Below are 23,401 nucleotides of genomic sequence, written 5' to 3'. Positions count from 1 at the left end.
GGCCCCGCTCAGGCGTTTTCCAGGGCCTTGGTTGAACGTTCAATCAAAGCTGCAAAGGCATCAGCGATTGCGCGCAGGAATTTGCGTGTATCTTCCGATTTCACATTTCCTTCGTCGTCGAACATTTCCCAGAGGCCGCCGATATAGGCTTCCGGTTGCTGCAGGACGGGCATGTCGAGGAACACGAGGGACTGACGCAGGTGGTGGTTTGCGCCGAAGCCGCCGATACCACCCGGGGAGGCCGTCACGATCGCTGCGGGTTTGCCGGAGAACACGGCCTTGCCGTACGGGCGCGAGCCGACATCGATCGCGTTCTTAAGGGCGCCGGGCACAGACCGGTTGTATTCCGGGGTAACGAACAGAACGGCGTCTGCGCCTTTGATCCGGTCGCGGAATGCGGTCCAAGGCGCAGGTGGCGTGTCTGTCTCCAGATCCTCATTGTAGAGGGCCAGGTCGCCGATATCGGCGAACTCGAAGCTCAGCCCCTCCGGGGCTTCAGCGATGATCGCCTTTGCCATCGTGCGTGTTTTGGATTCGGCGCGAAGGCTGCCGGTAATGACTGCCACTTTCTTGGTCGAAGACATGAGAACCTCCTGAATTTTCGAACTGCTGAGTGTTGGGCAGGAAATAGGGGGACAGGCGCAGTTTCGGGACCGGGAATGTTTGCCTAGTCGCTATGCGTTTATGTATACCGTTCTGATGCAATGGGATGATCTTCACACTTTTCTGGAAATTGCGCGTCAGGGCAGGCTGTCTGGCGCGGCGCGGGCGCTCAAGCTGACGCAGCCGACGGTGGGACGGCGGCTGGCGGCCATGGAAGAGACACTTGGTGCGAAGCTCCTTCAGCGGACACCTGACGGGTTCGTCCTTACGCCTATCGGTGAAAGCGTTTTGGCGAATGCCGAAAGGATGGAACAGGAAGCGCTTGCCGCCGAGCGGCTGATCTTCGGCGGCGACATCAAAATGGAAGGGGATGTTCGCGTCACAACGGTGGATACGCTTGCCTCACAGTTCGTGACGCCGACATTGATTGCGCTGCAAAAGGACCATCCGAACATCAATGTCGAACTCGCCCCGGCGACGCAGGCGCTGAGCCTCGCCCGGCGGGAGGCAGATATTGCGATCAGAATGGCGCCCTTCACCGGGAACCAGATCGTGGCCCGCAAGATCGGGGCGATCGCGCTGAATTTTTTCGCCAGCGCAGACTATCTGAGAGGTGCTGACATGGATGCGCCCCAGCTGATCACCGTCATGGACGATCAGGCGCACCTTCCGGAAGCGGTCTGGATGGAGAAGCAGTTTCCGAATGGAAAGATAAAGATGCGATCCAACAGCCGTGAAGTTTTCTTCTGGGCAGCTGTAACCGGGGGCGGGATCGCCCTTTTGCCAAGGTTCCGCGCAGATCAGGACGATCGGCTGGTCCGGGTGTTGCCGGAGTCTCCTGATCTGAAGCGGGATATCTGGCTCGGTGTGCATTCGGACATGCGGCAAACCCCCCGCATTCGCGCGACAATGGATGCGCTCATCGCGATGTTTGAAGAGAATGCCCCTCTGCTAAACCCGGACGGCTAGGGGCGCTTTTTGGGTATACGCTTTCGCATGCCCATTAAACCTACTTCGACAATGGTGGAGGGGAGTGTCCGCATACATCTTCCTGGCACCAGAAGCAGGAGTTAGAAATGTCCCGTAGATCAGTTTTCGCCGGCGCCGCCATCGCTGCCCTTCTCGCGTCCGGCGCCATGACGGCCATTGCCCAGAGCGCTGGCAACGAACAAGCCGAAGCCGTGACCATTCCGGCCGGTACCTATGTGCTCGACCCGGCGCACGGAAAAATCACCTGGTCCGTCAGCCATATGGGCTTCTCGACCTATACTGGCCAGTTCAGCGGCGTGTCTGCCACAATGGATCTGGATCCGGCCGCCCCGGAAGCCAGCACACTTGAAGCAGCAATCGATGTGAACTCCGTCGGAACACTGAACGCGGCGCTCGACAACCACCTCAAGACGCCCGACTTCTTCGATGTGGCAAACTTTCCGGAAGCAAGCTTCACGGCGACGTCCGTTGAGCTGACCGATGCCGACTCGGCGGTTGTGTCCGGCGACCTCACCCTCCGGGGTGTCACCAGGCCGGTCAGCTTCACGGCAGATTTCAACAAAGCGGGCGTCAATCCGCTCGACAGTAAGTTCTCACTTGGCTTCGATGGATATGCGACAATCCAGCGCTCGGAATTCGGTGTCAGCTATGGTGTGCCCATGATCAGCGATGACGTGGACCTGCATCTCGAAGCAGAATTCAAACTGGTCGAACCGGACAATGGAGCAGATCAGTGAGCAGGATACCGGCTTTGTTCATCGGGCATGGCAGCCCGATGAACACGCTTGAGGAAAATCAGTACACCGCGACATGGGAAGCGCTCGGCCAGAACCTTCCCAGGCCGAAGGCGATCCTCGCCATCTCGGCGCACTGGTTCATTGGAAGCACGGTCGTGACGGCGATGCCGGATCCCCGGACAATCCACGATTTCTATGGCTTTCCGCAGGCCTTGTTCGACTACGAATATCCGGCCTCCGGTGCGCCCGAACTTGCTGCCCGCGTCGCGGAGCTGATCAAGCCGGACTGGATCGGGCAGGACAAGGACCAATGGGGCCTCGACCACGGAACCTGGAGCGTGCTTGCTCACATGTTCCCTGAGGCCGACATCCCGGTGGTCCAGTTGTCCATCAATGCAATGAAGCCGTTTGATTATCATCTCAGGCTCGGGCGGAAGCTTGCTCCACTCCGGGATGAGGGCGTGTTGATCCTCGGAAGCGGAAACGTTGTGCACAATTTGCGGCTTGTGCAATGGGGGAAACCCGATTTCGGTGAAGACTGGGCACTTGATTTTGATCAGGCGGTCGTCGACCAGATGGCGGCAGATGCCGGTCATCTAAGCCAGGTCCTTAGTCATCCTGCCTTGGCACGTGCCGTTCCGACCCCGGACCACTTCCTCCCGCTTGCCTATATTGCAGGTGTTGCCGCCGAAGGTGAAGGGAAGGCCGAAGCCTTCCTGCAGAGCTACACGATGGGGTCGCTCTCAATGACCTGTTTCTCGGTCGGGATGACACCGGCCTGATCCAAGCCGTGGACCGACAATATTTTCTCAATTTTCCCGACTTTGGAAGCATTAGTCGGGATTGAGAGGGGTGCGCCGTTCGAGGTGGTCTTCGACCTGCTGACGTTGCAGCCAGAGTTCGCGGAACTCTTTGTCCGATAGCAACTTCAGCTGGTCGCTGTAGTGCGTCGTGCCGGGCTGGCGGGAGTTGCCATAGCTCATGCGTCCATAGGCCTTGATGGGCGTGGAGAACTCGACGAGCGCCACCCAGGTCTCACCATGAGCCGGTGTGCGGACGCCATCTTCATTGGGCTCAGACCAGGTGATCACGTCGAACGAGCCGAGGTTACCGTAGCCGCTGTGCCCGGGGACATTCACGTCTTCCAGAATGAAACGGGACACGTTTCCATAGACCGGATCGATGACGCCGAATTTTTCCTTGGTTATGGCGATTGCCTTGCGAAGCAGCTCCACACCGGAGGCCGGATCCTTGAGACCGGACGGCGTGTTGATCGGGTCTTCCGCGCTCCACGCAACGGCAAAGCCGTCCTGTCCTGACATTCGCGGACCAGCAAACAGCTTCGCCCATTCTTCGAACAGGACGCCGGCGCGATTGTCGGCCGAGAAGGTCCTGTCCCACGCAGATAGCGTTTCGACGGCTTTTTGCATGTCTGGATCTTCGTCTGCAGCAGCTGCGGCAAGCAGGTCCGGAAGAACCCGGTCTGCCATCAACGCCTCAGCCGACAGTTTCAGTTCGACGAACTCATCGAACGTGATGTCATCGGCGCCCGTCATCATCTTCAGAGAATTCTGAGCCCGCATCGACAGCGGCGTGCGGGGGGCAAAATAGGCCGGATAGTCGTCCGGCTTGTAAGGAACGGGCAGGGTGGCTTCCCATGGCGGATCATTCGAGTTCTGAATGAAACCGGATTCCGGGTCCGTCACACGCGGCAGGTCGTCGAAATCATGGATCTCGGTCCAGAGGTATTCGGATGTATCCCCCGGTACCAGGCCCCGCCAGAAATCGATGTCGCCGGACGAACGCTTCGGCGCCATGCCATTGAAGATGTATTCGATATGCCCGTCGCGGTCCGCGTAGGAGATATTGAAGGTCGGCACCTGCAGCCGGGAGATGGCCTCGTGGAACTCGTCATAGCTGTCAGACGTGACCATGTCGAAATACTGGTTCAGCATTCCGGGGCGGTCGAGACCCGCGACGCGAAGCGCGACCGTCTTGCCATCCGGCCGCTCGAATACCGGGCCGTGGACCGTGGAGCGGATCGAGACAGGCACATCGAGCAGGCTGCCGTCTTCCTGCTTCAGCTTGTAGCTCGTCTCCTCGACATCGAAGGGCAGGACTTCACCATCGAACAGGTAGCCATTGTCCTTCAGGCTAAGTTCGTACGTTGTCGCACCGACCATTCCATTCACGGTGTTGGAGATCCCCATCTGCTGATTGAATGCAAAACGGATCACCGGCAGGCCCACCTGAGTTGCGCCATAGACTTCGAAATCCGGGCCGACGAGGTGGGCCTCGTAGTAGATGAAGAAGGGCATGCTCCAGGGCAGGTGCGGGTTCTGCAGAAGCATGCTGTGGCCGCTCGCCGTCTTGGACGGTGCAACGGCCCAGGTGTTCGATCCCTGCTTTTCCAGTTCCGGCGGATCACCTTCGCCGATGGTTCGGTTTGGCGAGGCGACATAGACAAAGTTCATCAGACGGTGGGCGTGGGCAACCACATCGACGCCAGAAATCGGCAGGACTATTTTCACGTCGTCATCAATCGCTTCCGGGTGTTCCTCGGCATAGGCATTCATGCCGGCTGCAAATGCGTCGAGTTTAGCTTTGAATTCCGGCGTCTGAGCATCGTACCAGACCTGGGCGCGTGCTGGCACGCCATTCATGACCAGCCATTTGGTTGTGTCTTCGTAGGCGGCGCCCCAGTATTCGGCGCCTTTGCCTCGCGCTTCACCATAGAGGCGTAAAATCGTGTTGGCGTGGCTGTTCGCCTGAGCGTAGCCATAGCCGTAGAACACCGTTTCGGCATCGTCGCCGTAGATGTGGGGTACGCCATAGGTGTCCCACAAAATCTCTCCCTTGGGCGCCGGGGCCTCGGGTGAGACCTCAGCAGCCACCGCGACAGGGGCACCGGCCTCAGAGCTCAGCGATGCGCCTGCGCATGCTGCCAGGACGATGCCGCCCGTTGCGGCGACCATTCCGGTCATCAGGTGTTTGAATATCATTCTGTGATCCCTCGTCGATGCACCCGCGGTTCTGCACCGTAGATACGCCGGGTGAGCGGTGTCACGAAAATGATGATGAAAGCCAGACCTCAATTATCCAGCTCTCTGGTGAATATCCGGGCAATTCAGAGCCGCAAGACAGCAACCATCGCTCAGAGGCAGGTGTGTTCAGAAGCAAATTGACGCGGTCCCGGCAGGTGCACCGCACCGGAGGTGTCAGGCCGATGCCATCTGCGCTGCCAGAAAGTCGGCAATTGCCGAGACGGCCTCAGGTTCGGACAGCATCGGGGCATGCCCGCGATTCGGTACGGTCACCAATTTGCATTGCTTGTGCCTGCGGCACATTCGCTGAGCGGTCGCAGGCGTGAGGATATCCGAAAATTCTCCACGGATGATCAGCAGGGGTATCTTCTTCATACGGCCAAATACGCGCCACATCATGAAGTTGACTTTCCAGCTGGCGCCTGAAACGTCCATATTTTTGGTGATTGCGGGATCATAGTCGAATTCGACCTGTCCTTCGTCCGTTTCACGGCAAGTTTGCCGGGCGAATTTGAGCCAGTCGGACTGCGTGAAGTCCGGGAAAGCCGTATGTTGACTGCCCGCTATGGCTTCGGCGGCTGCCTGCCAATCGGGAAATGCCCTGACGCCACTTGTATAACTGGCAATACGCTTCAGTCCCGCCGGGTTTACCGCCGGGCCCACATCATTGAGCACAATTCCCTGAATGCGATCCTTCAACACCTGGGACATGATCATCGCCATCAGGCCGCCCATGGACGTACCGATCAGGGTCACCTTGTCGATCTGAAGCTGGTTCAGAAGGGCAGTCATGTCGCCGACATACACATCCGGAGAATAGGCGTGGTTCGGATCGCGTTCCGATGCCCCCCGGCCGCGGACGTCGACCGAAATGAAGCGGCAGGGCAGATTCAGCTTGCCAATAAGGGGGTCGAAATCCTTATGGTTTCGCGTCAGGCCGTGCATGCAGAGCACGGTCAGCGGCGTATCAACAGGGCCATAGTCCGCCGCATAGAGACGTAAACCATCAGCCGACTGGTAGAAGACGTCCCGTTTGTCGGGGAGAGATGTGCTCTGCCCCACAGGGGTGGTCCACCGGTTTTGTTAGTCCGGCGGTTTTCACGTAGCGGCGTTCATGCCGCTACCTCCTCACAGTAAGGCGGTATGAACGCCGCGGGCAAGATGGTTTGTGGAGCGGGTGGCCGGTAGCCCAGAGAAGAGTGCGGGCGCGCGGTGTTGTAGTGCCGCCGCCAGGTTTCGATCAGGATCTGGGCCTCCCTGAGATCGAAGAAGATTTCCCTCGCCAGCAACTCGTCCCGGAGCTTGGAGTTGAAACTTTCGCAGTATCCGTTTTCCCATGGGCTTCCCGGTTCGATATAGAGCGTCTTCACGCCGATACGTGCCAGCCAGTCACGGAGGGCTGTTGCAATGAACTCAGGGCCATTGTCAGAGCGTATGTGTTCCGGCGGCCCATGCCGAACGAACAGCTCACCCAGCGTGTCGAGGACATCCCGTGAGTTCAGCTTTCGCTCGACTCGGATGGCGAGGCACTCCCGTGTAAACTCGTCGACCACACACAGCATGCGGAACACACGTCCATCATGGGTGCGGTCCTGCACGAAGTCATAGGACCAGACATGGCCTTTGTGCGCCGGCCTCAGCCGCACACACGAGCCATCATTCAGCCAGAGACGACCGCGTTTTGGTTGTTTCATCGGCACTTTCAGCCCCTCCCGTCGCCAGATGCGGTAAACCCGCTTCTCGTTCACATGCCAGCCATCATTTCTGAGGAGCGCCGTGATCCGGCGATAGCCATACCGGCCGAACCGTTCGGCCAGGCGGATAATCGCCGATGTCAGGGCGTCCTCATCATCTCGCCGTATGGGCTGCTTGCGCTGGGTCGAACGGTGCTGGCCGATCACACGGCAAGCCCGGCGTTCGGAGACGCCAAGCTCTTCCACCACGTGATCGACTGCAGCACGACGACGCGAAGGGCTTAGAACTTTCCCCGCACGACTTCCTGAAGGATCTGGTTGTCCAGCGTGAGATCAGAGACTGCGCGCCGAAGCCGGGCGTTTTCCTTCTCCATATCTTTCATGCGCTTGGCTTGGTCGACCTGCAGGCCGCCATACTCTTTGCGCCAGCGGTAGTAGGTCTGTTCGGTCACACCGACGGCGCGCGCCGCCGAAGCTGCAGTTTCACCGCGAGCGAGGCGAACCTCCACCTCCCGCAGTTTCGCAATAATCTCTTCAGGCTTGGCTCTCTTGCCCATGTCTCAGCTCCATATCTGAAGCCGGAACTAACTCAAATAACGGACCACTTTTCGGGAGGCAGACCATCGTAGTGTTCGGCACCTGTGTTGAGGTTCTTGCCGAAGCCGTCCCGGGTATACTTTGCGATGGCGCCGCCGACGGCGAATGTGTCGCTCAGCGGTGTGGAGCCGGAGACAATCACATCGGCCTGGCTGTAGCTGCCGAGATTCGCCTTGACCTTCAGGTCTGGCTCATTGCCGAGCGGCTTCGTGATGTATTTGATCGCGCCGCCGATTGTGTTGCGGCCATAGAGGGTGCCCTGCGGGCCGCGGAGAACTTCCACGCGCTCAACATCGAATATGTCGAGCACCGCGCCCTGTGGGCGTGCAATGTAGACGTCGTCCACATAAAGCCCGACGCCGGGTTCAAATCCCCAGACCGGATCCTGCTGGCCGACGCCGCGGATGAAGGCGATCAGCGTCGAGTTCGAGCCGCGCGCGACTTCGATCGTGGCGTTTGGCGTGGAGCGCTGGATGGAAGTGATATCAACCACACCGGTAAGTTCCAGGCGTTCCGCCCCGATCGCCGTGACCGACAGAGGAACATCGAGGAGGTCTTCCTCGCGCCGCTGGGCGGTCACCGTCACACGGCCCAGTGTGCGGGCGCTGTCTTCCTGTTCGTCGGCATCCTGTGCCCAGGCATGATACTGGCCGCCCGTCAGCGCAATCGCTGAAACCAGGCCGAACTTAAGCGTGTCAAATTTCTGCTGCTTCACGATTTCCTCCGCAGTTTTTGTATTTTGCGGGAGTAATTCAGAAGACGAACAGGATTTCGATGACGGGACGGCTCAGGCCCAGTGAACAGTTTCGCTCACGCGCCCTCGTTAATTACATCATCTTTCCGGGCAAATACGGCAGGAGATATGCCCCGCACTTTTTTAAATGCCCGGTTGAAGGCGCGCACATCGGAATAGCCGAGCAAGTCAGACACCTCCGATACGGACGTGCCGCGCGTCAGCATTGCATTTGCCCGGTCCATGCGGTGGTTCAGCAGGAGATCGCGGAAGGATGTGTGTTCTTCGCTCAGGCGCCGTCTGAGCGTCGCAACGCTGATACCAAATGAATTGGCAACGGCTTGCTGGGTCTCAAGTCCCTCGGAAATCAGCTCTTCCGTGCGGATTGCGAAGGGCCGAGTATCTGTCTCGGATTCGATGTTTTCGAGGTGATGAACGATACGCGAGAAAATACCGTCAGTACTCAGGTCTGCGTTCGTGGCGGGTGCAATTTGCTGGCACGCAATCTGGTAGTCAAACACAAGTTCGTACACGGCTTTATTGTATTGAACGGGCACTTCCCAGAATGATGTGAGGGTGCCTTCAATGTCATGGCGGTGACGAACAAGGGTGACGCGAGTCAGGGCCTTGCTGGCGACACCGCCGGTCAAACTGTCGATCAGGCAGAAGACCTTGATGAGCAGCGCGTCCCGGACGAAGCGAAGTAGCGCCTGATTATCCCTGAATCGATAGGGGAAATCGGAGTCATCAAGCACCAAGGTCAGCGTTTCACCGCTTTGGCGAACCAGATTGTAGTTCCCGCCATGCAGCATGTTGAAATAGGAGGCGAGACTGCGGATCGTATCCTGCAGGGTCCTCGCGGATTTCAATTGTGACACCACGAACGAGCCGCTCTGGTAGAGCAGCTTGCGTTCTGACAGTTGCGCCGTCAGATCGTCCAGCGATCTGGCGATTTCGGATTGAATGCGGAAGTAGTCAGCCAGCGGCAGCTTCGTGTGGGGGGCGTTCTGAAGCACATCCGGTTCAATGCCGATCCGGCCAGCGACCCGGTCCACATCCACGCCGGCCTCTTCAGCCCACGCCAGAATTGGAGCGATCTGCCCGATTTCGAAAACAATTCTGTCGCTGCCGCGAGAAACACTCATTCTGCCCATATATAGATATTTCCTGCTGCGGGAAATACAGGAGCGGCTGCGGCCCGGGTGAGACCATTGTAGAATTGACCTGCCTCACTGCCGTGAAGCAGACAGCTCGATCATCTCGGTGGTCATCTGTTCCTGCCGGGCTTGCTGGTAGGCCTGTTCAACTTCCGTACGACGGGTGCGCAAATTGTTCTGTGCTCTCGCCATCGCTTCGACCCGTGCGCGGGCCTCTGTCTCGGCACCCTGCATCATCACATGCGCCACTCTGGCAAAAAGCGCTTCCTGAAGCAGGCCGGTCAACAGGTCTGCCGCAGGCAGGGTCATCAGCGGCGGAACCTGAGAGGTTACCCCTTCGGTCGGTTCCGGCGGGAAGAGACGCGAAACAACAGCGGCATGCCCGCCATGCGGTGTGCCGGTCAGCGCGCGTATCGGGCCGGGAAAATGCGCGGATTGTTCAACCAGTACATCCGTCGTGCGACTGGCAAGCGCCGGAATGGCGGCGGGATGGCCGGGTAGGTCATCTGACCACAGCACGGAAAGCCCGGCTGCGTTCAACATGTCCGCCGTTCGCGCACCGACGACAACCAGGCCCATGCCGGGCTGGAGTGTGGATTGGGCCATTTTTTCGATGTGTTCCGGATACCCGCCGCAAAAGCCCTGAGCTGCTCCGACGACAAGCAACAACCCCGGGCCTTCCGGTTCCACATGCGGCGCAGCCGCTGCGATGGAAATCGCGAGCGCGTGGGTAACCGTTCCGGCATAGGCGGCGATTGCCTGCATGGCGGTCTCCGCAGAACTCGCATGGCTGGAGGCGATGGCCCGCAGCGCCCCAACGACATCGCCGATTTCATCCAGACTACGCAGCCGGTGCTGGATCTCTTCCGGCCGCTGGCTCATGCCTGCTTCAGCGCGTTGCGCACTGCCTCCAGAATTACCGCTTTTGCGTCTTCTCCCACTTTGTCCGCGGTCAGGTCCAGTTCGGAGAAAGCCGAGTCCGCCGCGAAAATCTGCGGCAATACGGTTTTGAGGTGAGATATCTCTGTAAGCTCGACCTCATCCAGGAGGCCTTCGTTCAAGGCGCTGAGCAGGGCGATCTGCATCAGCAGGTCCAGTGGAGAGAGCCTTGGCTGGGCGAGCAGCGCCGCGATGCGCTCCCCCCGCTTCATCCGCGCGGCCATGGCCTCGTCCCCGAACCCGCCGAACCGCGAGAACATCTTCATCTCGAGGTATTGCGCATAGTCGAGCCGCAACCGTCCGGAGACGGATTTCATGGTTCCCCACTGGGCTTTGCCGCCAACCCGGCTGACCGAAAGGCCGATGTCGATTGCCGGGCGCTGATTGGCAGAAAAGAGCGATTGCGATGTGACGATCTGGCCGTCGGAAATCGAAATCAGGTTCGTGGGAATATAAGCCGAAAGGTTTCCGGCCTCGATCTCGGCAATCGGCAGGGCCGTCAGCGATCCGCCGCCGCGCGCCTTCGAGAGCTTGGATGCGCGCTCCAATAGCCGTGCATGAAGATAGAAGATGTCGCCGGGATAGGCTTCACGGCCGGGCGGTTGCCGGGAGAGCAGTGCAAGTTCGCGGTGGGTCGCGGCGTGCTTGGTCAGGTCGTCATAGACGATCAGCACATGTTTGCCCTGATCGCGGAACCATTCGGCAATCGATGTGGCGGAGAATGGCGCCAGCCATTGCAGGCCGGGCTCGGCAGAGGCTTCGGCGACGATGAAGATCGTCTGCTCCATGCGGCCATGTTCGCGCACAGCATCGATCACATGCCGGACAGCAGAGGTCCGCTGGCCGATGGCGACATAGATACAGATGATATCGCTGTTCGCCTGGTTGATAATCGTGTCGACGGCGATCGATGTCTTGCCTGTCTGGCGCTCGCCGATGATCAGTTCACGCTGGCCGCGGCCGATTGCGAACAGGGCATCGACCACCAGCAGGCCCGTTTCCACGGGTTCGCTCACGAAATCCCGGTCAATGATGGAAGGAGCCGGGCGTTCGACCGGCAGCCGCTCTTCGCTGTCGGGTGGCCGCCCATCGTCCAGCGGTCGTCCCAACGGGTCCAGCACCCGTCCAAACAGGTCTTCGCCAACGGGCACGGATGCGAGCACACCCGTCCGGGTGACCCGCGTACCAGCGGCGACATCGTCTGCCGGGTCGAGGCAGGCGACGTTCAGATGGTCTTCTTCCAGGGTCAGGACGAAGCCGCGCGCGCCGGTCGAAAAAGTCACGATCTCGTTCAGCTCTGCTCCCGGAAGGCCGTCGACCGTGGCGAGGCCGTCGGCGATGGCGATGACCTTGCCGCGCTCCTCCGCTTCGGCGCCGAGCTGGACCCTGGCGATACGGACCTTCAGCGGGTCGAGAGCCGGATCAGCCCTGCCGGTCATCGCGCATCGCTTCCGTGATTTGTTCGAGATCGTGGGCGAGGGAGTTCCGGATGGCGCCACTGTCCGATTGCAGCTCAAGACCCGCGATCAATTCCGGCGCTGTTGCGATGTCGGGATCAATCTCGAACGGGGCGAGGGCGGACTTCACCACAGACTCTTCGCTTTCGGAGAGCGGCGCAGCGGTCCGCAGTTTCAGGTTCCCGCCTTTCAGCAGGGCCCCGCGCTCGGCGGCCGGCATGTTCTGGAGAGACGCGATCAGCCGGCTCAGATAGCTGCCGAAATCCTGTGGCTGCGCTGTCAGGGCGCGCTCGGCGATCACGGCGGCCAGGTCTCGTGCGCGGGCCAGTGCCTGGGCTTCGACATCGCTGGCGCCGCGTTCGCGGGCTGCTTTGCCTTCGGCGACGATCCTCGCGGCTTCCGCATGGGCCTTGTCGATAAGCGAGTGGCTCTGCGCTTCGGCTTCCTTGTGCGCCTTGGCGAGCACGTCTTGCCGCGCAGATGCTGTTGCATCGGCTTCGGCAAGGGCTTTCCGGGTCGCGGCCTCGGCCTCCGCCTTCGCCTTGTCGGCAGCATTCAGGGCCGCGTCGGTCGCTGCCTGCCGGCGCGCGATGACATCCGCGACGGGCCGGAACAGGAAATGCTGCAGGATCGCCAGCAACAGCAGGACGTTGACGATCTGGAAGCCGAAGGTGACCCAGTCAAAACTCATTGCGTGAAGGGATTGGCGAAGAGCAGGAGCAGGGAAACGACAAGGCAGTAGATCGCCGTGGTCTCGATCATGGCGAGGCCGACGAAGAGGGTGCGCGAAATGGTGCCCGCGGACTCCGGTTGCCGGGCGATGGCTTCCAGCGCCGCAGCGACCGCGCGCCCTTCTGCGAGCGCCGGGCCCAGCGCGCCGAACGCGACGGCAAACGTCGCGGCGATCACGCTGGTGATCTGGATAAAGTCATTCATGCTTCGGTTCCTTTTTGCTTCGGTTCATTTTCTGTGGCGGCTTCGCTGACGGCCGATCCGACGAAGACCAGCGCCAGCGTTGCGAAGATATAGGCCTGCACCGCCCCGGTCAGCATTTCGAGCGCCATCAGGGGAATGGGTACAAGCAGGCCGGCGAGCGAGAGCACAATGCTGATCACGAACACGCCGCTCATGACATTGCCGAACAGCCGGATCATCAGTGAAAAGTGCCGCGTAATCTGACCGATCACGTTTAGCGGTAACATGAGCCAGCTGGGCCGGACAAAACTGCCCAGCCAGCCACCGACGCCCTGGGACCGGATGGCCCAGAAAATCGATGCAAGAAACACGATGGAGGCCAGCGCGGCATCTGTTTCCAGATGGGCCGTCGGCGGTTCGACACCGGGAACAAGCGAGGTCCAGTTGGCCGCCAGGATGAAAATCAGCAGCGTGCCGATCAGTGGCCGGAACCGGGCGGGATTGCCAGCTACGGTTTCGCGGATCTCGCTGTCGAGCGTGCTGACGATCAGTTCAAGGACGGCCTGTGCCCGGCCCGGCTTCAGCGACAGGCGGCGGGTGATGATGAAAGACACGGCCGTCAGAAAAGCCATGATGCCCCAGGTCACCACAACCGGCCAGCTGACCGCGAGAGGGCCGATCGTGAATGCGGTCTCGACATTGAACGGAGACGACTCCATCACCGCGTCCCCCTCAGGACGATCACCCGGCCAAGCAGGATGCCTGCGGCCCCGGACAACAGCACAAGCGCGCCGCCTTTCGCGAGCAGGAACAGGATACCGACCAGCAGCACGATCCGGCCAAGTTGCAGCGCAATGGCCGACAACCGGCCCTCGACGATCCGGTTCGCGACCCATTCCAGGCTTGCAAAGTGAAGCCAGCCAGCGCCGAACCCGGCAAGACCGGCCAATCCGGCAAGGAGGAGAGAATTCAGGTCTGGCATCATTGCTCCTCTATCCATCGCCACGCCAGCACGAAGCCGAGCGCAGCTCCGGCCATCAGCAGGGCCGCCGCCATCGTGATGCCGGTGTGCAGCCACCGGTCCAGCCAGTGGCCGATGAACAGCCCGGTCAGGATAGGCACGACAATGATCCAGCCAAGTGCGCCGATGGTCGCGAACCGGCGGGCGAGCGACGGTTCAGGGTCCGCCTTGCCGGCCTTGTCCAGTGCGTCGGCGCGGCGGGCGGCTTCCTCGGTGCGGTCGCTGTCGTCGCTCATTTGTCGGCATCCGGCTGCAGGCCCAGCGTATCACCGCCAGCGGCCAGTTCGTGCATGAGCCTGCGGACGGCATGTGCATAGAGCTTCACGCCCTGCGCCCGGGCCCGCCGGGATTCGTCCAGCGCCTCCTTCCGCGCCGTTGTCACGCGCGCTCTGAGCGAAGTGAGGTCGTCGCTGACGATAGCCTCCCGGCAGGCGACGCGCACCTCATTGCCGCCGGTCACGCTGAAGATGCCGCCCCGCAGCGCGCAATAGCGCCACGGCCCTTCCGTCATCCGCCAACGCATGACACCGGCATCGATCACGGTCAGGAAATCCGTATGACCCGGCTTGATCCCGAAATCCCCGCTTGCGTCTTCGGCGCGCAGGGACGCAACCGCTTCCTCCTGCAGGATGATCTGCAGCGGCGTCGTCACGGTCAGCTTGAGACCCTCCGTCATGAGGCCACCTTCCGCCGTGCGTTTTCATTCGCGCGGGCTTCGTCCAGCGAGCCGATCATGTAGAGCGAACGTTCATCCCAGTCGTCGCACGCTCCCGACAGGATCGCGCGGCAGCCGGCAATTGTCTCATGCGTCGGCACGCTGCGGCCTTCCATGCCGGTGAAGGCGGCCGCAACAAAGAAAGGTTGTGTCAGGAACCGCTGCAGCTTGCGTGCCCGGCCAACCAGCAGCTGCTCGTCGCTGCTGAGTTCCTCCACGCCCAGCAGGGCGATCACGTCCCGCATCTCGCTGTAATGTTCGATCAGCTTACGGACTTCCGTAGCTGTCTGCACATGGTCTTCCCCCACGATCATCGGGTCCAGCAGTGTGGAGGTCGTGCGCAAGGGGTCAATCGCCGGATAGATGCCTTCTGCCGCGAGATCCCGCGACAGCATGACCATGCTGTCCATGTGGGTGCTGATCGCAGCGATGGCCGGGTCTGTGAAGTCGTCTGCCGGCACATAGACAGCCTCGATCGCCGTGACGGCGGCGCGGCTGGAGGAGGTAATGCGCTCCTGCAGGTAGGCGACTTCCGTCGCCAGCGTCGGCTGGTATCCCACGCGCGACGGCATCCGCCCCAGAAGGCCCGAGACTTCCGCGCCGGCCTGAACAAAGCGGAAGACATTGTCCATCATCAGCAGGACATTGCGCTGGTCGGTGTCGCGCACATGTTCGGCAATCGTCATCGCGGTCAGCGGCACGCGCCAGCGCGCGCCCGGCGGCTCGTTCATCTGTCCATAGACAAGGATGGTGCGGTCCAGCACACCATAATTGGTCATGTCATGGAGCATTTCGTGCCCTTCGCGGGACCGCTCGCCGACGCCTGCGAACACCGACACGCCGTCATAGTCTTTCACCATGGCATGGATGAGTTCGGTGACCAGCACCGTCTTGCCGACACCTGCGCCCCCGAACAGGGCCGCCTTGCCGCCCTGGGCGAGCGGGGCCAGCAGGTCCAGCACCTTGATGCCAGTCGAGAACAATCGCACCTGCTGGCTCTGCTTTGCGAGCGGTGGCGATGGCTGGTGGATCGATCGGCGCGGCGTATCGGCTGGCAGGGGCGCGCCGCCATCGCCGATATCACCCACCACGTTCAGGAGCCTTCCCAGCACAGCATCGCCCACGGGCACTGTGATCGGCGCGCCGGTCATCCGCGCCTCCATCAGGCGGGACAGGCCCTGCGTCGGCTGCAGCGCGATGGCGCGGAAATGCTGTGTATCGATATGGGCCTGAACTTCGCACACGATAGCGGATCCATCCGGGTCCACGATTACGGCGTCATTGATGGCTGGCAGTGCGCCGTCACAGGCGAAGTCTATCACCGGACCTCGAACGGATGTGACCCTTGCCAATTGGTCAGGCAAACCACCCTCCCGGCTCCAATACGTGCCAGAGCATAGCATTTGGGATGCCGCCCGCAATGGCGCAGAGGGGCGGAATGCGTTCCGTGCGGCAGTGGGCCGCTGTGCTGCGGCTCAGGTGCCGACGGCCGGGGCGGCATGATCCGGTATAGTCCGGCTTAGTCCGTTATAGTCATGACAAGTCATGCATGATCATGGCGTAGTCAGATTTCGTGCGCTTCTGGTCATGCCTCGTTTCCGGGAGTGGATAGACTGCCGCCAATCCCTCACCTCCCACGCCCTTGCGGGCGCGGGTCCCTCCTCTCCCGGAGGGAGAGGGGTGAACCCGGCGCCGCCTCGAATCTGTTGAAATGACGAAAGAATACCCCTCTCCCGCTCGCGGGAGAGGAGGGGCCCGCTGCCGAAGGCAGTGGGAGGTGAGGGCCGCTTTCTATCCACCCCATAAACCTCTCATGGCACGCTCAGCCCCATGACAGACCGCATCGCTTTCCTCTCCCAGGCTTTCAACACGCTCGCCCGCGCAATTGCGGAAGCGGGCGTGAATGTCGACCTCTACAAGACACCTGAGACGATCTCGAAATCGCTGAACCGCAAAGTGCGCGCAGAGCTGAAGCGGCTGGCCGTGCTGCTCCGCCGTCTGATCTTCCTGTTGGCGCTGCAGATGGAGTTGGCGCCGCTGAAGCCGCGCGTGGGCAGCAATTATTACGAGCCGAAACAGGAAGACGCTGAATACCGCTACATCTTCTCCATGGTGCCTGCGCCATCGCGCCCGTGTCCGCATTTCATGAAAGGCCCGGTGACGCTGCCCGTACCCGGACCCGTCCCTGCCGCGCCGCTGATCGCCCGGTGGCAGGCCATGCTGGACACAATGAAGCATCACAAGCGCCGGGCGAAATGTCTCGCCCGAACGATCCAGCGCTGGCAGGCAGCGGGGGAAGCAAGGCCGCATGTGCCGCCCATCCCGAACACGCACCGCATGCCCGCCGCTGTCGCCCTCGTCTCCGGCGGCCTCACCGTACAACTGCTCGAAGCGCTGAAACGCTGGCCGGATTCAAGCTGATCCTTCTCAAAATCAAGGATTCTGCCGGAACGCTGAGGCGTTTCCGGGCAAGGGTGCTGGCGCTAACGCCGCACGTCGAACTTGTCGGCTTTCCGGTCGCCCATCAGCATGCGTTGTTCGAGCCGTCGGCGGAGGGCTGCGTAATAGGCTTCGAGGAAGGCAGTGTCGGATTCGCCGGGCTGTGCCGTCCAACCGATCTTGGTGCGGATGCGTTCAGCGACCTGCTGCTTGATGTCACTTGTCGACTGGCGCAGCACGTCTTCAAGAACGTGGAGTTCGTGAATGCCATAGGCGTCTGCCTGTTCCGGTGTGAAGGCAAACATGTTGGAGCGCGGGGAGGTGACGGTCACCTGCGCAATGTCGCCCATCAGCTTCACTTTCGGGGCCTTGATCACCCAGGTGCCGGCGATCAGGTCACCGACGCGCAGCTTGTCCTTGTTGAAGACCGGGAAGAACAGGAACACGCCCGACCAGAGCAGGCCGAAGAGCGCCATCCAGGCGCCGAGTTGGTCTCCGCCCATGAGCAGGAACTGGATCGGCAAGCCGATCTCCACTTCCCGCGTGAAGTTCCGGGCGAGCACGGCATTTGCGGTCAGCCGTCCGCCATCGCGGGACGCGACGCGCAAGCCCAGCGCCCGCTTGCCGGGGGTCGCGGCTTTCCGGCCGATCTCGAAGAAGATGTAATAGAAGTTCCGGACGAAGAAGTAGAACACAAGCCAGAAGGCGAAGGCGAGGTTCACATTCTCGATGCCCATGGAGGCTGCGCCGTAGGAAAGACCGAGCAGGGTGCCGATGACGATCGCCCATTGGATGGCCACGTCCATGGCAAAGGCACCGGCCCGTTCCGCTGCGGTGGCGAGCTTCAGGTGGAGTTTCGCGCCTTCCGGCGTGACCAGCACGCGCATCATCTTGTTGAGGCGCTGTGTCTCCGCCATGCGCGCCCGGCGGCGGCGGGCGGCCTCGATCTCCATCTGCTTTACGGGTGGGGCGGCCTGATCCGTCATGTGCCAGGCCTCTGCCGGGGCAGGTAGAAGTAGAGCAGCCAGAACACCAGCGTCGTGCCGGCAATGGCATAGCGGATCGTGTCGGAATTGATCAGCTGTCGGCCGAAACTTTCCAGCACGGCGGCGATGATCAGCATCACCACGCAGCCCATCGCAATGGTGGCTGCTTTCTGTCCGGAAAGCCGCGCCGAAGTCAGACGGGACTTGCGCCCTGGAAACGCGACCGCGCCGCCAATGACGAAACCGCCTGCGCCCGCCAGGACGATGGCGAACAATTCGGTGACCCCATGGATCAGCAGCCAGCCGGTAAATTCATAGCCGAGCCCCTTGTCCCAGAAGACCGCATACATGGAGCCCAGAATTATGCCATTCCACGCCAGCAGCCAGGCCGTCGGAATGCCGAAAGCAAAGCCCAGCGCAAAGGCGAACAAGGCAATCTGGGCATTGTTATTGAACAGGAAGCCCGCAAAGGCGGTCAGCCGGTCCTGCCCGATCTCTCCGGGTTCGGTGTAGATGGTGGACCGCAACTCCTCGACGCTCGCATCCGGCGTGCGGATCTCGCCGAAGCTGTGGCCGTGGATGGTCCAGTACCAGTCCATGTCCTGCAGGCAGAGGAAGAAGGCGAGCGCCGCGCCGCCGAACAGGAAGAGGGCAGCGAGGATGGTGGAGAAGACGGCGCCCCGCACGGCTTCCGGCCAGTCGGCGCGGATGAACTGAGCCATCCGCTCGCCCATCGACGTGCGGGCGCCGTAAACGTAGAAATAGGCCCGCGTGCAGAGCCCTTCCAGATAGGTGATGACGTTCTGGTCGAGGGAGATTGAGCGCGCGACCGAAAGCGAGGAAACCGCCTGCCGGTAGAGGTGCGGCAGCGCCATCATGTCTTCGTCCGACAGCGCCTTGACGCCGGAATTTTCGGCGCGCGTGAGGATCAGGTCCAGCTTGCGCCAGTCGGCCTCGCGCTCCTCGCGGAAGCGATAGGACTTCAGCATGTCGCTCACAGCATGTCCCTCTTCTTGATCTCAAGATACCGCGAGAGGAGCGCGCCGCCGAATTGCTCGGGCCGCGTTTCGATGATCTGGACGCCCATCCGTTGGAGCCGGCGCAGGACGACATCGCGCTCTGACAGGAGATTGCCGGCGATTACCGCCCGGGAGACATCTTCGGTGGTTTCGGGTGGCGCATCGGCCATGGAGGAGAGCGCTTCGTCCTCGAAAGTCGCGAACAGGACAAGGTGCCGGTCGGTCAGCCGGCGGACATTTTCCAGCATCAGCTCAGCAGAGATCGTGTCGACGAAATCGGAGAAGATGATGATCAGGCTGCGCCGCTCCAGCTGGCTGGCCAGGGTGGAAAGGGCGAGTGTGTAGTTGGACTCTTCCGCAGAATAGTCGAGCCGGGCGGCAAGGTTCTGCATCCGCGGGAAGCTGCGGGAGCCTGCGAGGAAGCCGCTCGCGAGTCCGGGTTTGGCATCGAAGCCGAAATACATCGTCCGGTCGCCATTGCGCAGGGACACATAAGAAAGAAGGAGGCCTGCATTGATGGCCCGGTCGATCTTCGGCACGCCGCCCAGCGGCTCGCTCATCAGGCGGCCAGTGTCAAAAGCGAAGACGATATTGTGGTTCCGCTCGGTGCGGAATTCCTTGGCGAGCAGGTGGCGGTGCCGGGCGGAATGCTTCCAGTCGATGGCGCGCCGGTCCATGCCGGCGGCAAACTCGCGTAGGGCATCGAACTCGCTGCCGTCGCCGCGCTCGATCTGTGTCTTGATGCCGAACTCCGCGTCGCGGGAAAACAACCGGACGGCCTCGTCCTTCACCCATCGAATATTGGGTGTCACGACGATCTCGGTGTCGAGGTCGCGAATGTATCGCTTCTGGACGAGGCCGAGCGGACCGCGCCAGCGGCACCAGAGGCGGACAAGCCTGGCTGTGCCTCGCCGCAGCGGCGTGAGGGTGAATTCATAGCGACGTTCATTTCCTTCCCAGCCGCGAAGGCCGCGCGTGGGAATGTCTTCGAGCAGCTCGCTTGTTTCCAGTTGAACCTCCAAACGCGAGGGCAGGCTGCCGCGGGTGAAGCGGAAGGTGACCGGCAAAGGATCGCTGTCGCCGGCATAGAGGATAGGGGGCGCCACGATGTCCGCTTCGAAGGCGCGCAGCGCCGGGCCGATCATCGCGTCGAAGACCATCAGGCCGCCGACCAGTGCGATCCATCCGGCAGAAAACGTCCAGAGATTTGGAGCCAGCAAGGCCACGCCGATCATGATCGGCAAGCCGAACAGCATCAGGAAGATCGCGCGGGCGGTCGGGGAAATCACCGGGGCGCCGCCGTCTGTTCGATAATCGCCATCAGGGTTTCTTCGGTCGTGCGGCCTTCGATCTCGGCCGCCGGGGACAGCAGCACGCGATGGCGCAGTGTTGGCAGGGCGAGCGTCTTGATGTCGTCCGGGATGACAAAGTCTCGACCATCGAGCGCTGCGCGGGCGCGAGCGGCCGTCGCGAGCGCGGCGGCGGCGCGGGGGCTCGCACCGGTTTCGAGGGCCGGAGAGGTTCGCGTCGCACGGATGATGTCGACGACGTACCCGATCACATCATCCTGGATTTTCGTCTCCGCAACAGACGTCACAGCGGCGTTGAGTTCGTCATGCGAGATGACGGGTTCAATGCCGAAGGCCGACGGTGTTTTCATGCCGGTCCGGGTGCCGTGCTGGGCGACGATAGCGAACTCTTCCTCGCGGGAAGGGTAGTCGAGCGTGTGTTTGAACAGGAAGCGGTCGAGCTGGGCTTCCGGCAGTGGGTAAGTGCCCTGCTGCTCGATCGGGTTCTGCGTGGCAATCACCATGAAGCGTTCGTTCAGCTGATAGGCATCGCCATCGATCGTGACTTTCCGTTCCTGCATCGCTTCCAGCAGAGCGGCCTGCGTCTTCGGCGGTGTCCGGTTGATTTCGTCGGCTAGAAGCAGGTCGGTAAAGATCGGGCCTTTGGTCAGGGTGAACTCATTGGTCTGGAAGTTGAACAGGTTCGTGCCCAGAACATCGCCGGGCATGAGGTCCGGCGTGAACTGGATGCGCCCGAACTCCAGCGAGATGGAGCGTGCGAAACACTGCGCCAGAAGCGTCTTGGCCGTTCCGGGTGGTCCTTCAAGGAGAACGTGACCGGACGAGAACAGCGCCGTCAGGAGCAAGTCCACTGTCGTGTCCTGGCCGATGACGGCCTTTCGGACTTCGCCGCGGATGCGCGCGGCCAGATCTCGGATGTCAGCTGGGGTCATTCATGGATCTCCTGAGAATATCGCGGCGCCAGCGCCAGAGGTCGCGGGCCTTGTGCATCAAGTGTTCCCGGCTTGCGGCAGGGCCGCGCATGCCGGCTTCAATCTGTGAGAAGGTCTTGCCGGAGACGTCCTCCGGACCAAGGCGGTCGAACAATTCGGAAAGCTGTGCCTCGGTGAGGTTTCGCGGCGCGCCGATCTGCCGGGCAAGGCGCCGCCGGATGAGGGAGAGGTATCCCGGCGCCATTCGCGTTTCCCGCCGCGCCATGGAAACGAGGCCCGCCGAATTGTCGGCAAGCGCCTGTTTGCCGAGGGCGATGGCACGAGTCTCGCGGGCAGGCGGGCCGAAGCGTATCGAAGCGGCCCAACCCAGAAGAAGAGCGGCGGCCAGTGCGACGAGCGTCACACCAAAGAACGGGATGTCGAACATCATCTGCAGCAGGTTTTCGGAGCGGGTGAAACCGTGCAGCGTGGCATCGAAGACAATTGGCTCATCCTCGTCATACCGCATGAGGTTGAACATCTGCATTGCGAAGCGGGCGTTCTCGCGCTCGGCAAGGCCAAACGTGTTGATCAGGTCCGGGTCGGAGAGAATATAAACGCCGCGGCCAGACAGTTCTGACAGAAGCGCACCGTCAGGGGTGCGAACGATGGGGGTTAGTTCATCTGACTGCAAGAGCTGGAGTTTCAGGTCCGGCTTGAGTGCCATCCGGCCGAAAGGCGTCTCCACTCCATCTGGCACATCAGCTCTGACGATGTCCGCATCGATACCCAGGTCTTCCAGTACGCTGATGATCGAGCTTTCGGTTGCGAGGTCTGTATCTTTCAGGCGGGAGGGGTTGCTCCAGTCGACCATGCCTGACCATTTCGGCAGAACGATCAGTGTGTCAGGTTGCAGGTCGTATTCCTGCAGGGGTTTGTGCATGCCTCGCGTAGAGAGGGTGAGCACCATAAGTCCGTAATTACTGTCCAGATTGCTCTTGAAGCGCGAGATCTCGACGGGGTAGCCCTGTGCCTCCAGCAATTGGACTATGCCGTTGTACCCGATGGCAGAGGTAGAGAAGGGATGGTCCCCGGCGCGGTCACGGTCTCGCAGTTCCGGCGACCATCCGGCCAGCACCATGATGGCACCAAAAGAGAAGACAGCCACTGCGATCAGGATGGCGACGGTGCGGGCCGCAAACGGCGCCGCGGAGGCTTGTGCGGTCTGGCTCATGCCCAGCCCTCGCCGAAAGCGAAGTCTTCATAAGACGCGCGCGCTGCCTGCCAGCCTTCTGAATCCACAGCACGGCCTCCGAAGAAGCTCCGCTCCACGATCCGGATGATCGGGTCGAGACCACGCTTTGCCTGCTCCGGCAGATTGCGCAGGCCCCCGATTTCGCGGGCGGTGAGGGACTTGGGCACCCCGCCTTCCAGACGGGTCTGGATATCCTCGATCGAGCGGAACAGGAGCAGGTGGACGGCCTCGGCAAACTTACCGGCGAGGGCCAGCGCGTCGGCCTCTTCAAGAAGGCCGCGGGCCACGCTCGCATCCGGGCGTACATCGACCAGGACATCGTCGCCCTGATCGACTTTACCGTCTCCGCGCTTGCCGAAGCGAACGCGGATCGCCTCACCGAATACGAAATAAAGGAACCCGGCCACGACAGCAGCGATCACGGCGTAGAACATGAACTGGAAGAGCGGTGACAAATTGCCGAGCAGGTCACCCAGCCATTTCAGCCATTGTGGTGGAGGGTCCGGCGGCGTCAGTGGCTCGGCTTCCCATTCAGGGCGTTCCAGCTGCATGTCTCCGCGCTTGATATAGGCTGCATGAGCACGGTCGAGCGCATCGAGGTCTGTTTGCGGGCGCCAGTCCTCAGCCTCATAGACAAACTCATTGTCAGTGAATTCCTCGTCGAAGACCGGATCGGGTTCAACGGAAGGAGGTACGATGATGGAACCGGTGTGGGGCGCGTTCTCGTCGCTCGTCCCCTGAGCTTTGGCATCGCTCGCGGAGAGGGTTCCGGCAAGCAGGCAGGCGAGCGCAAGGGCAATTCCTGTCCTCAACCACAACCGCACCGGATACTCCTCTGCTGGCAGCCGGACGGCCCACCTTTACAGACCGACTATTTCA

24 protein-coding genes and 1 pseudogene are annotated in these 23,401 nt (G+C 61.4%); 4 read left to right on the top strand and 21 right to left on the bottom strand.

Annotated elements, in window-relative coordinates:
- Positions 1 to 8: 8 nt before the first annotated feature.
- The gene (locus R3C98_RS15800) at positions 9 to 584 is read right to left on the bottom strand and encodes an NADPH-dependent FMN reductase (protein WP_371315036.1); all 576 of its coding nucleotides are present in this window, start codon (positions 582 to 584) and stop codon (positions 9 to 11) included.
- A gap of 115 nt (positions 585 to 699) precedes the next feature.
- On the opposite strand from R3C98_RS15800, the gene R3C98_RS15795 reads away from it, so the two are divergent.
- From R3C98_RS15795 to ygiD, 3 genes are all read left to right on the top strand, one after another.
- Positions 700 to 1,572, top strand: coding sequence for a LysR family transcriptional regulator (locus R3C98_RS15795; RefSeq protein ID WP_371315035.1), 873 nt, complete (start codon positions 700 to 702; stop codon positions 1,570 to 1,572).
- Positions 1,573 to 1,679: 107 nt separating this feature from the next.
- The gene (locus R3C98_RS15790; RefSeq protein WP_371315034.1) at positions 1,680 to 2,330 is read left to right on the top strand and encodes a YceI family protein; all 651 of its coding nucleotides are present in this window, start codon (positions 1,680 to 1,682) and stop codon (positions 2,328 to 2,330) included.
- Positions 2,327 to 3,112 carry a 4,5-DOPA dioxygenase extradiol gene (ygiD, locus tag R3C98_RS15785; RefSeq protein ID WP_371315033.1) on the top strand — a complete coding sequence of 262 codons (786 nt, stop codon included), beginning with the start codon at positions 2,327 to 2,329 and terminating at the stop codon, positions 3,110 to 3,112. The genes R3C98_RS15790 and ygiD overlap by 4 nt, the downstream gene beginning before the upstream one ends.
- A gap of 51 nt (positions 3,113 to 3,163) precedes the next feature.
- Here ygiD and R3C98_RS15780 read toward each other — a convergent pair whose 3' ends face one another.
- From R3C98_RS15780 to atpD, 14 genes and pseudogenes are all read right to left on the bottom strand, one after another.
- On the bottom strand, positions 3,164 to 5,332 hold the full coding sequence (locus R3C98_RS15780; RefSeq protein ID WP_371315032.1) for an acylase: 2,169 nt from the start codon (positions 5,330 to 5,332) through the stop codon (positions 3,164 to 3,166).
- Positions 5,333 to 5,548: 216 nt separating this feature from the next.
- Positions 5,549 to 6,436: an alpha/beta fold hydrolase gene (locus tag R3C98_RS15775; protein ID WP_371315031.1), complete on the bottom strand. Its 888-nt coding sequence runs from the start codon at positions 6,434 to 6,436 to the stop codon at positions 5,549 to 5,551.
- 50 nt (positions 6,437 to 6,486) lie between these two features.
- Positions 6,487 to 7,625 (bottom strand): IS3 family transposase gene (locus R3C98_RS15770; protein WP_371312552.1). Its coding sequence is split into 2 segments (ribosomal slippage): positions 6,487 to 7,367 and positions 7,367 to 7,625, totalling 1,140 coding nucleotides; the frame shifts between segments, so codons are not numbered across the junction.
- 65 nt (positions 7,626 to 7,690) lie between these two features.
- A pseudogene (locus tag R3C98_RS15765) lies at positions 7,691 to 8,344 on the bottom strand (TonB-dependent receptor plug domain-containing protein); the annotation flags it as partial.
- Positions 8,345 to 8,475: 131 nt separating this feature from the next.
- Complete coding sequence (locus tag R3C98_RS15760; protein ID WP_371315030.1) at positions 8,476 to 9,552, bottom strand: helix-turn-helix domain-containing protein; 1,077 nt, start codon at positions 9,550 to 9,552, stop codon at positions 8,476 to 8,478.
- Positions 9,553 to 9,627: 75 nt separating this feature from the next.
- A complete protein-coding gene (locus R3C98_RS15755) occupies positions 9,628 to 10,437 on the bottom strand; it encodes a F0F1 ATP synthase subunit gamma (protein ID WP_371315029.1) in 810 nt (269 codons plus the stop codon).
- A complete protein-coding gene (locus R3C98_RS15750; protein ID WP_371315028.1) occupies positions 10,434 to 11,933 on the bottom strand; it encodes a F0F1 ATP synthase subunit alpha in 1,500 nt (499 codons plus the stop codon). Before R3C98_RS15750 ends, R3C98_RS15755 begins: the two co-directional genes overlap by 4 nt.
- Positions 11,917 to 12,642: an ATPase gene (locus tag R3C98_RS15745; RefSeq protein WP_371315027.1), complete on the bottom strand. Its 726-nt coding sequence runs from the start codon at positions 12,640 to 12,642 to the stop codon at positions 11,917 to 11,919. Before R3C98_RS15745 ends, R3C98_RS15750 begins: the two co-directional genes overlap by 17 nt.
- A complete protein-coding gene (locus tag R3C98_RS15740) occupies positions 12,639 to 12,887 on the bottom strand; it encodes a F0F1 ATP synthase subunit C (RefSeq protein WP_371315026.1) in 249 nt (82 codons plus the stop codon). The genes R3C98_RS15745 and R3C98_RS15740 overlap by 4 nt, the downstream gene beginning before the upstream one ends.
- Entirely contained in the window at positions 12,884 to 13,585 is a 702-nt protein-coding gene (locus R3C98_RS15735; RefSeq protein ID WP_371315186.1) for a F0F1 ATP synthase subunit A, read from the bottom strand. Before R3C98_RS15735 ends, R3C98_RS15740 begins: the two co-directional genes overlap by 4 nt.
- Positions 13,585 to 13,848, bottom strand: a complete 264-nt coding sequence (locus tag R3C98_RS15730) for an ATP synthase subunit I (protein WP_371315025.1) — start codon at positions 13,846 to 13,848, stop codon at positions 13,585 to 13,587. Before R3C98_RS15730 ends, R3C98_RS15735 begins: the two co-directional genes overlap by 1 nt.
- Entirely contained in the window at positions 13,848 to 14,123 is a 276-nt protein-coding gene (locus R3C98_RS15725; RefSeq protein ID WP_371315024.1) for an AtpZ/AtpI family protein, read from the bottom strand. The genes R3C98_RS15730 and R3C98_RS15725 overlap by 1 nt, the downstream gene beginning before the upstream one ends.
- Positions 14,120 to 14,563, bottom strand: a complete 444-nt coding sequence (locus R3C98_RS15720) for a F0F1 ATP synthase subunit epsilon (RefSeq protein WP_371315023.1) — start codon at positions 14,561 to 14,563, stop codon at positions 14,120 to 14,122. Before R3C98_RS15720 ends, R3C98_RS15725 begins: the two co-directional genes overlap by 4 nt.
- Positions 14,560 to 16,005, bottom strand: a complete 1,446-nt coding sequence (gene atpD, locus R3C98_RS15715; protein WP_371315022.1) for a F0F1 ATP synthase subunit beta — start codon at positions 16,003 to 16,005, stop codon at positions 14,560 to 14,562. Before atpD ends, R3C98_RS15720 begins: the two co-directional genes overlap by 4 nt.
- Positions 16,006 to 16,432: 427 nt before the next feature.
- Between atpD and R3C98_RS15710 the strand changes: the two genes are divergently transcribed.
- Positions 16,433 to 17,023, top strand: coding sequence for a hypothetical protein (locus R3C98_RS15710; RefSeq protein WP_371315021.1), 591 nt, complete (start codon positions 16,433 to 16,435; stop codon positions 17,021 to 17,023).
- Positions 17,024 to 17,085: 62 nt separating this feature from the next.
- Here R3C98_RS15710 and R3C98_RS15705 read toward each other — a convergent pair whose 3' ends face one another.
- From R3C98_RS15705 to R3C98_RS15680, 6 genes are read right to left on the bottom strand one after another with little or no spacing between them, the layout of a single operon-like run.
- Positions 17,086 to 18,027 (bottom strand): RDD family protein, encoded by a 942-nt coding sequence (locus R3C98_RS15705; protein WP_371315020.1) that lies wholly within the window; start codon positions 18,025 to 18,027, stop codon positions 17,086 to 17,088.
- Entirely contained in the window at positions 18,024 to 19,016 is a 993-nt protein-coding gene (locus R3C98_RS15700) for a stage II sporulation protein M (RefSeq protein WP_371315185.1), read from the bottom strand. The genes R3C98_RS15705 and R3C98_RS15700 overlap by 4 nt, the downstream gene beginning before the upstream one ends.
- A 5-nt stretch (positions 19,017 to 19,021) precedes the next feature.
- A complete protein-coding gene (locus R3C98_RS15695) occupies positions 19,022 to 20,335 on the bottom strand; it encodes a DUF58 domain-containing protein (RefSeq protein ID WP_371315019.1) in 1,314 nt (437 codons plus the stop codon).
- Complete coding sequence (locus tag R3C98_RS15690; protein WP_371315018.1) at positions 20,332 to 21,288, bottom strand: AAA family ATPase; 957 nt, start codon at positions 21,286 to 21,288, stop codon at positions 20,332 to 20,334. The genes R3C98_RS15695 and R3C98_RS15690 overlap by 4 nt, the downstream gene beginning before the upstream one ends.
- The gene (locus R3C98_RS15685; RefSeq protein ID WP_371315017.1) at positions 21,275 to 22,501 is read right to left on the bottom strand and encodes a DUF4350 domain-containing protein; all 1,227 of its coding nucleotides are present in this window, start codon (positions 22,499 to 22,501) and stop codon (positions 21,275 to 21,277) included. Before R3C98_RS15685 ends, R3C98_RS15690 begins: the two co-directional genes overlap by 14 nt.
- A complete protein-coding gene (locus tag R3C98_RS15680; RefSeq protein WP_371315016.1) occupies positions 22,498 to 23,346 on the bottom strand; it encodes a DUF4129 domain-containing protein in 849 nt (282 codons plus the stop codon). Before R3C98_RS15680 ends, R3C98_RS15685 begins: the two co-directional genes overlap by 4 nt.
- Positions 23,347 to 23,401: the final 55 nt, after the last annotated feature.

Source organism: Hyphomonas sp. (assembly GCF_041398465.1).
GTDB lineage: Bacteria > Pseudomonadota > Alphaproteobacteria > Caulobacterales > Hyphomonadaceae > Hyphomonas.
The sequence above is the reverse complement of the archived record's forward strand: the minus strand, read 5'-3'. Positions and strand labels throughout refer to the sequence as shown.

Bases quoted from the DNA above. Each gene is read 5' to 3' on its own strand.
- R3C98_RS15800 (WP_371315036.1), bottom strand. From the start codon at position 584: ATGTCTTCGACCAAGAAAGTGGCAGTCATTACCGGCAGCCTTCGCGCC.
- R3C98_RS15795 (WP_371315035.1), top strand. From the start codon at position 700: ATGCAATGGGATGATCTTCACACTTTTCTGGAAATTGCGCGTCAGGGC.
- R3C98_RS15790 (WP_371315034.1), top strand. From the start codon at position 1,680: ATGTCCCGTAGATCAGTTTTCGCCGGCGCCGCCATCGCTGCCCTTCTC.
- R3C98_RS15780 (WP_371315032.1), bottom strand. From the start codon at position 5,332: ATGATATTCAAACACCTGATGACCGGAATGGTCGCCGCAACGGGCGGC.
- R3C98_RS15760 (WP_371315030.1), bottom strand. From the start codon at position 9,552: ATGGGCAGAATGAGTGTTTCTCGCGGCAGCGACAGAATTGTTTTCGAA.
- R3C98_RS15755 (WP_371315029.1), bottom strand. From the start codon at position 10,437: ATGAGCCAGCGGCCGGAAGAGATCCAGCACCGGCTGCGTAGTCTGGAT.
- R3C98_RS15750 (WP_371315028.1), bottom strand. From the start codon at position 11,933: ATGACCGGCAGGGCTGATCCGGCTCTCGACCCGCTGAAGGTCCGTATC.
- R3C98_RS15745 (WP_371315027.1), bottom strand. From the start codon at position 12,642: ATGAGTTTTGACTGGGTCACCTTCGGCTTCCAGATCGTCAACGTCCTG.
- R3C98_RS15740 (WP_371315026.1), bottom strand. From the start codon at position 12,887: ATGAATGACTTTATCCAGATCACCAGCGTGATCGCCGCGACGTTTGCC.
- R3C98_RS15735 (WP_371315186.1), bottom strand. From the start codon at position 13,585: ATGGAGTCGTCTCCGTTCAATGTCGAGACCGCATTCACGATCGGCCCT.
- R3C98_RS15730 (WP_371315025.1), bottom strand. From the start codon at position 13,848: ATGCCAGACCTGAATTCTCTCCTCCTTGCCGGATTGGCCGGTCTTGCC.
- R3C98_RS15725 (WP_371315024.1), bottom strand. From the start codon at position 14,123: ATGAGCGACGACAGCGACCGCACCGAGGAAGCCGCCCGCCGCGCCGAC.
- R3C98_RS15720 (WP_371315023.1), bottom strand. From the start codon at position 14,563: ATGACGGAGGGTCTCAAGCTGACCGTGACGACGCCGCTGCAGATCATC.
- atpD (WP_371315022.1), bottom strand. From the start codon at position 16,005: ATGCTATGCTCTGGCACGTATTGGAGCCGGGAGGGTGGTTTGCCTGAC.
- R3C98_RS15710 (WP_371315021.1), top strand. From the start codon at position 16,433: ATGACAGACCGCATCGCTTTCCTCTCCCAGGCTTTCAACACGCTCGCC.
- R3C98_RS15705 (WP_371315020.1), bottom strand. From the start codon at position 18,027: ATGACGGATCAGGCCGCCCCACCCGTAAAGCAGATGGAGATCGAGGCC.
- R3C98_RS15700 (WP_371315185.1), bottom strand. From the start codon at position 19,016: ATGCTGAAGTCCTATCGCTTCCGCGAGGAGCGCGAGGCCGACTGGCGC.
- R3C98_RS15690 (WP_371315018.1), bottom strand. From the start codon at position 21,288: ATGACCCCAGCTGACATCCGAGATCTGGCCGCGCGCATCCGCGGCGAA.
- R3C98_RS15685 (WP_371315017.1), bottom strand. From the start codon at position 22,501: ATGAGCCAGACCGCACAAGCCTCCGCGGCGCCGTTTGCGGCCCGCACC.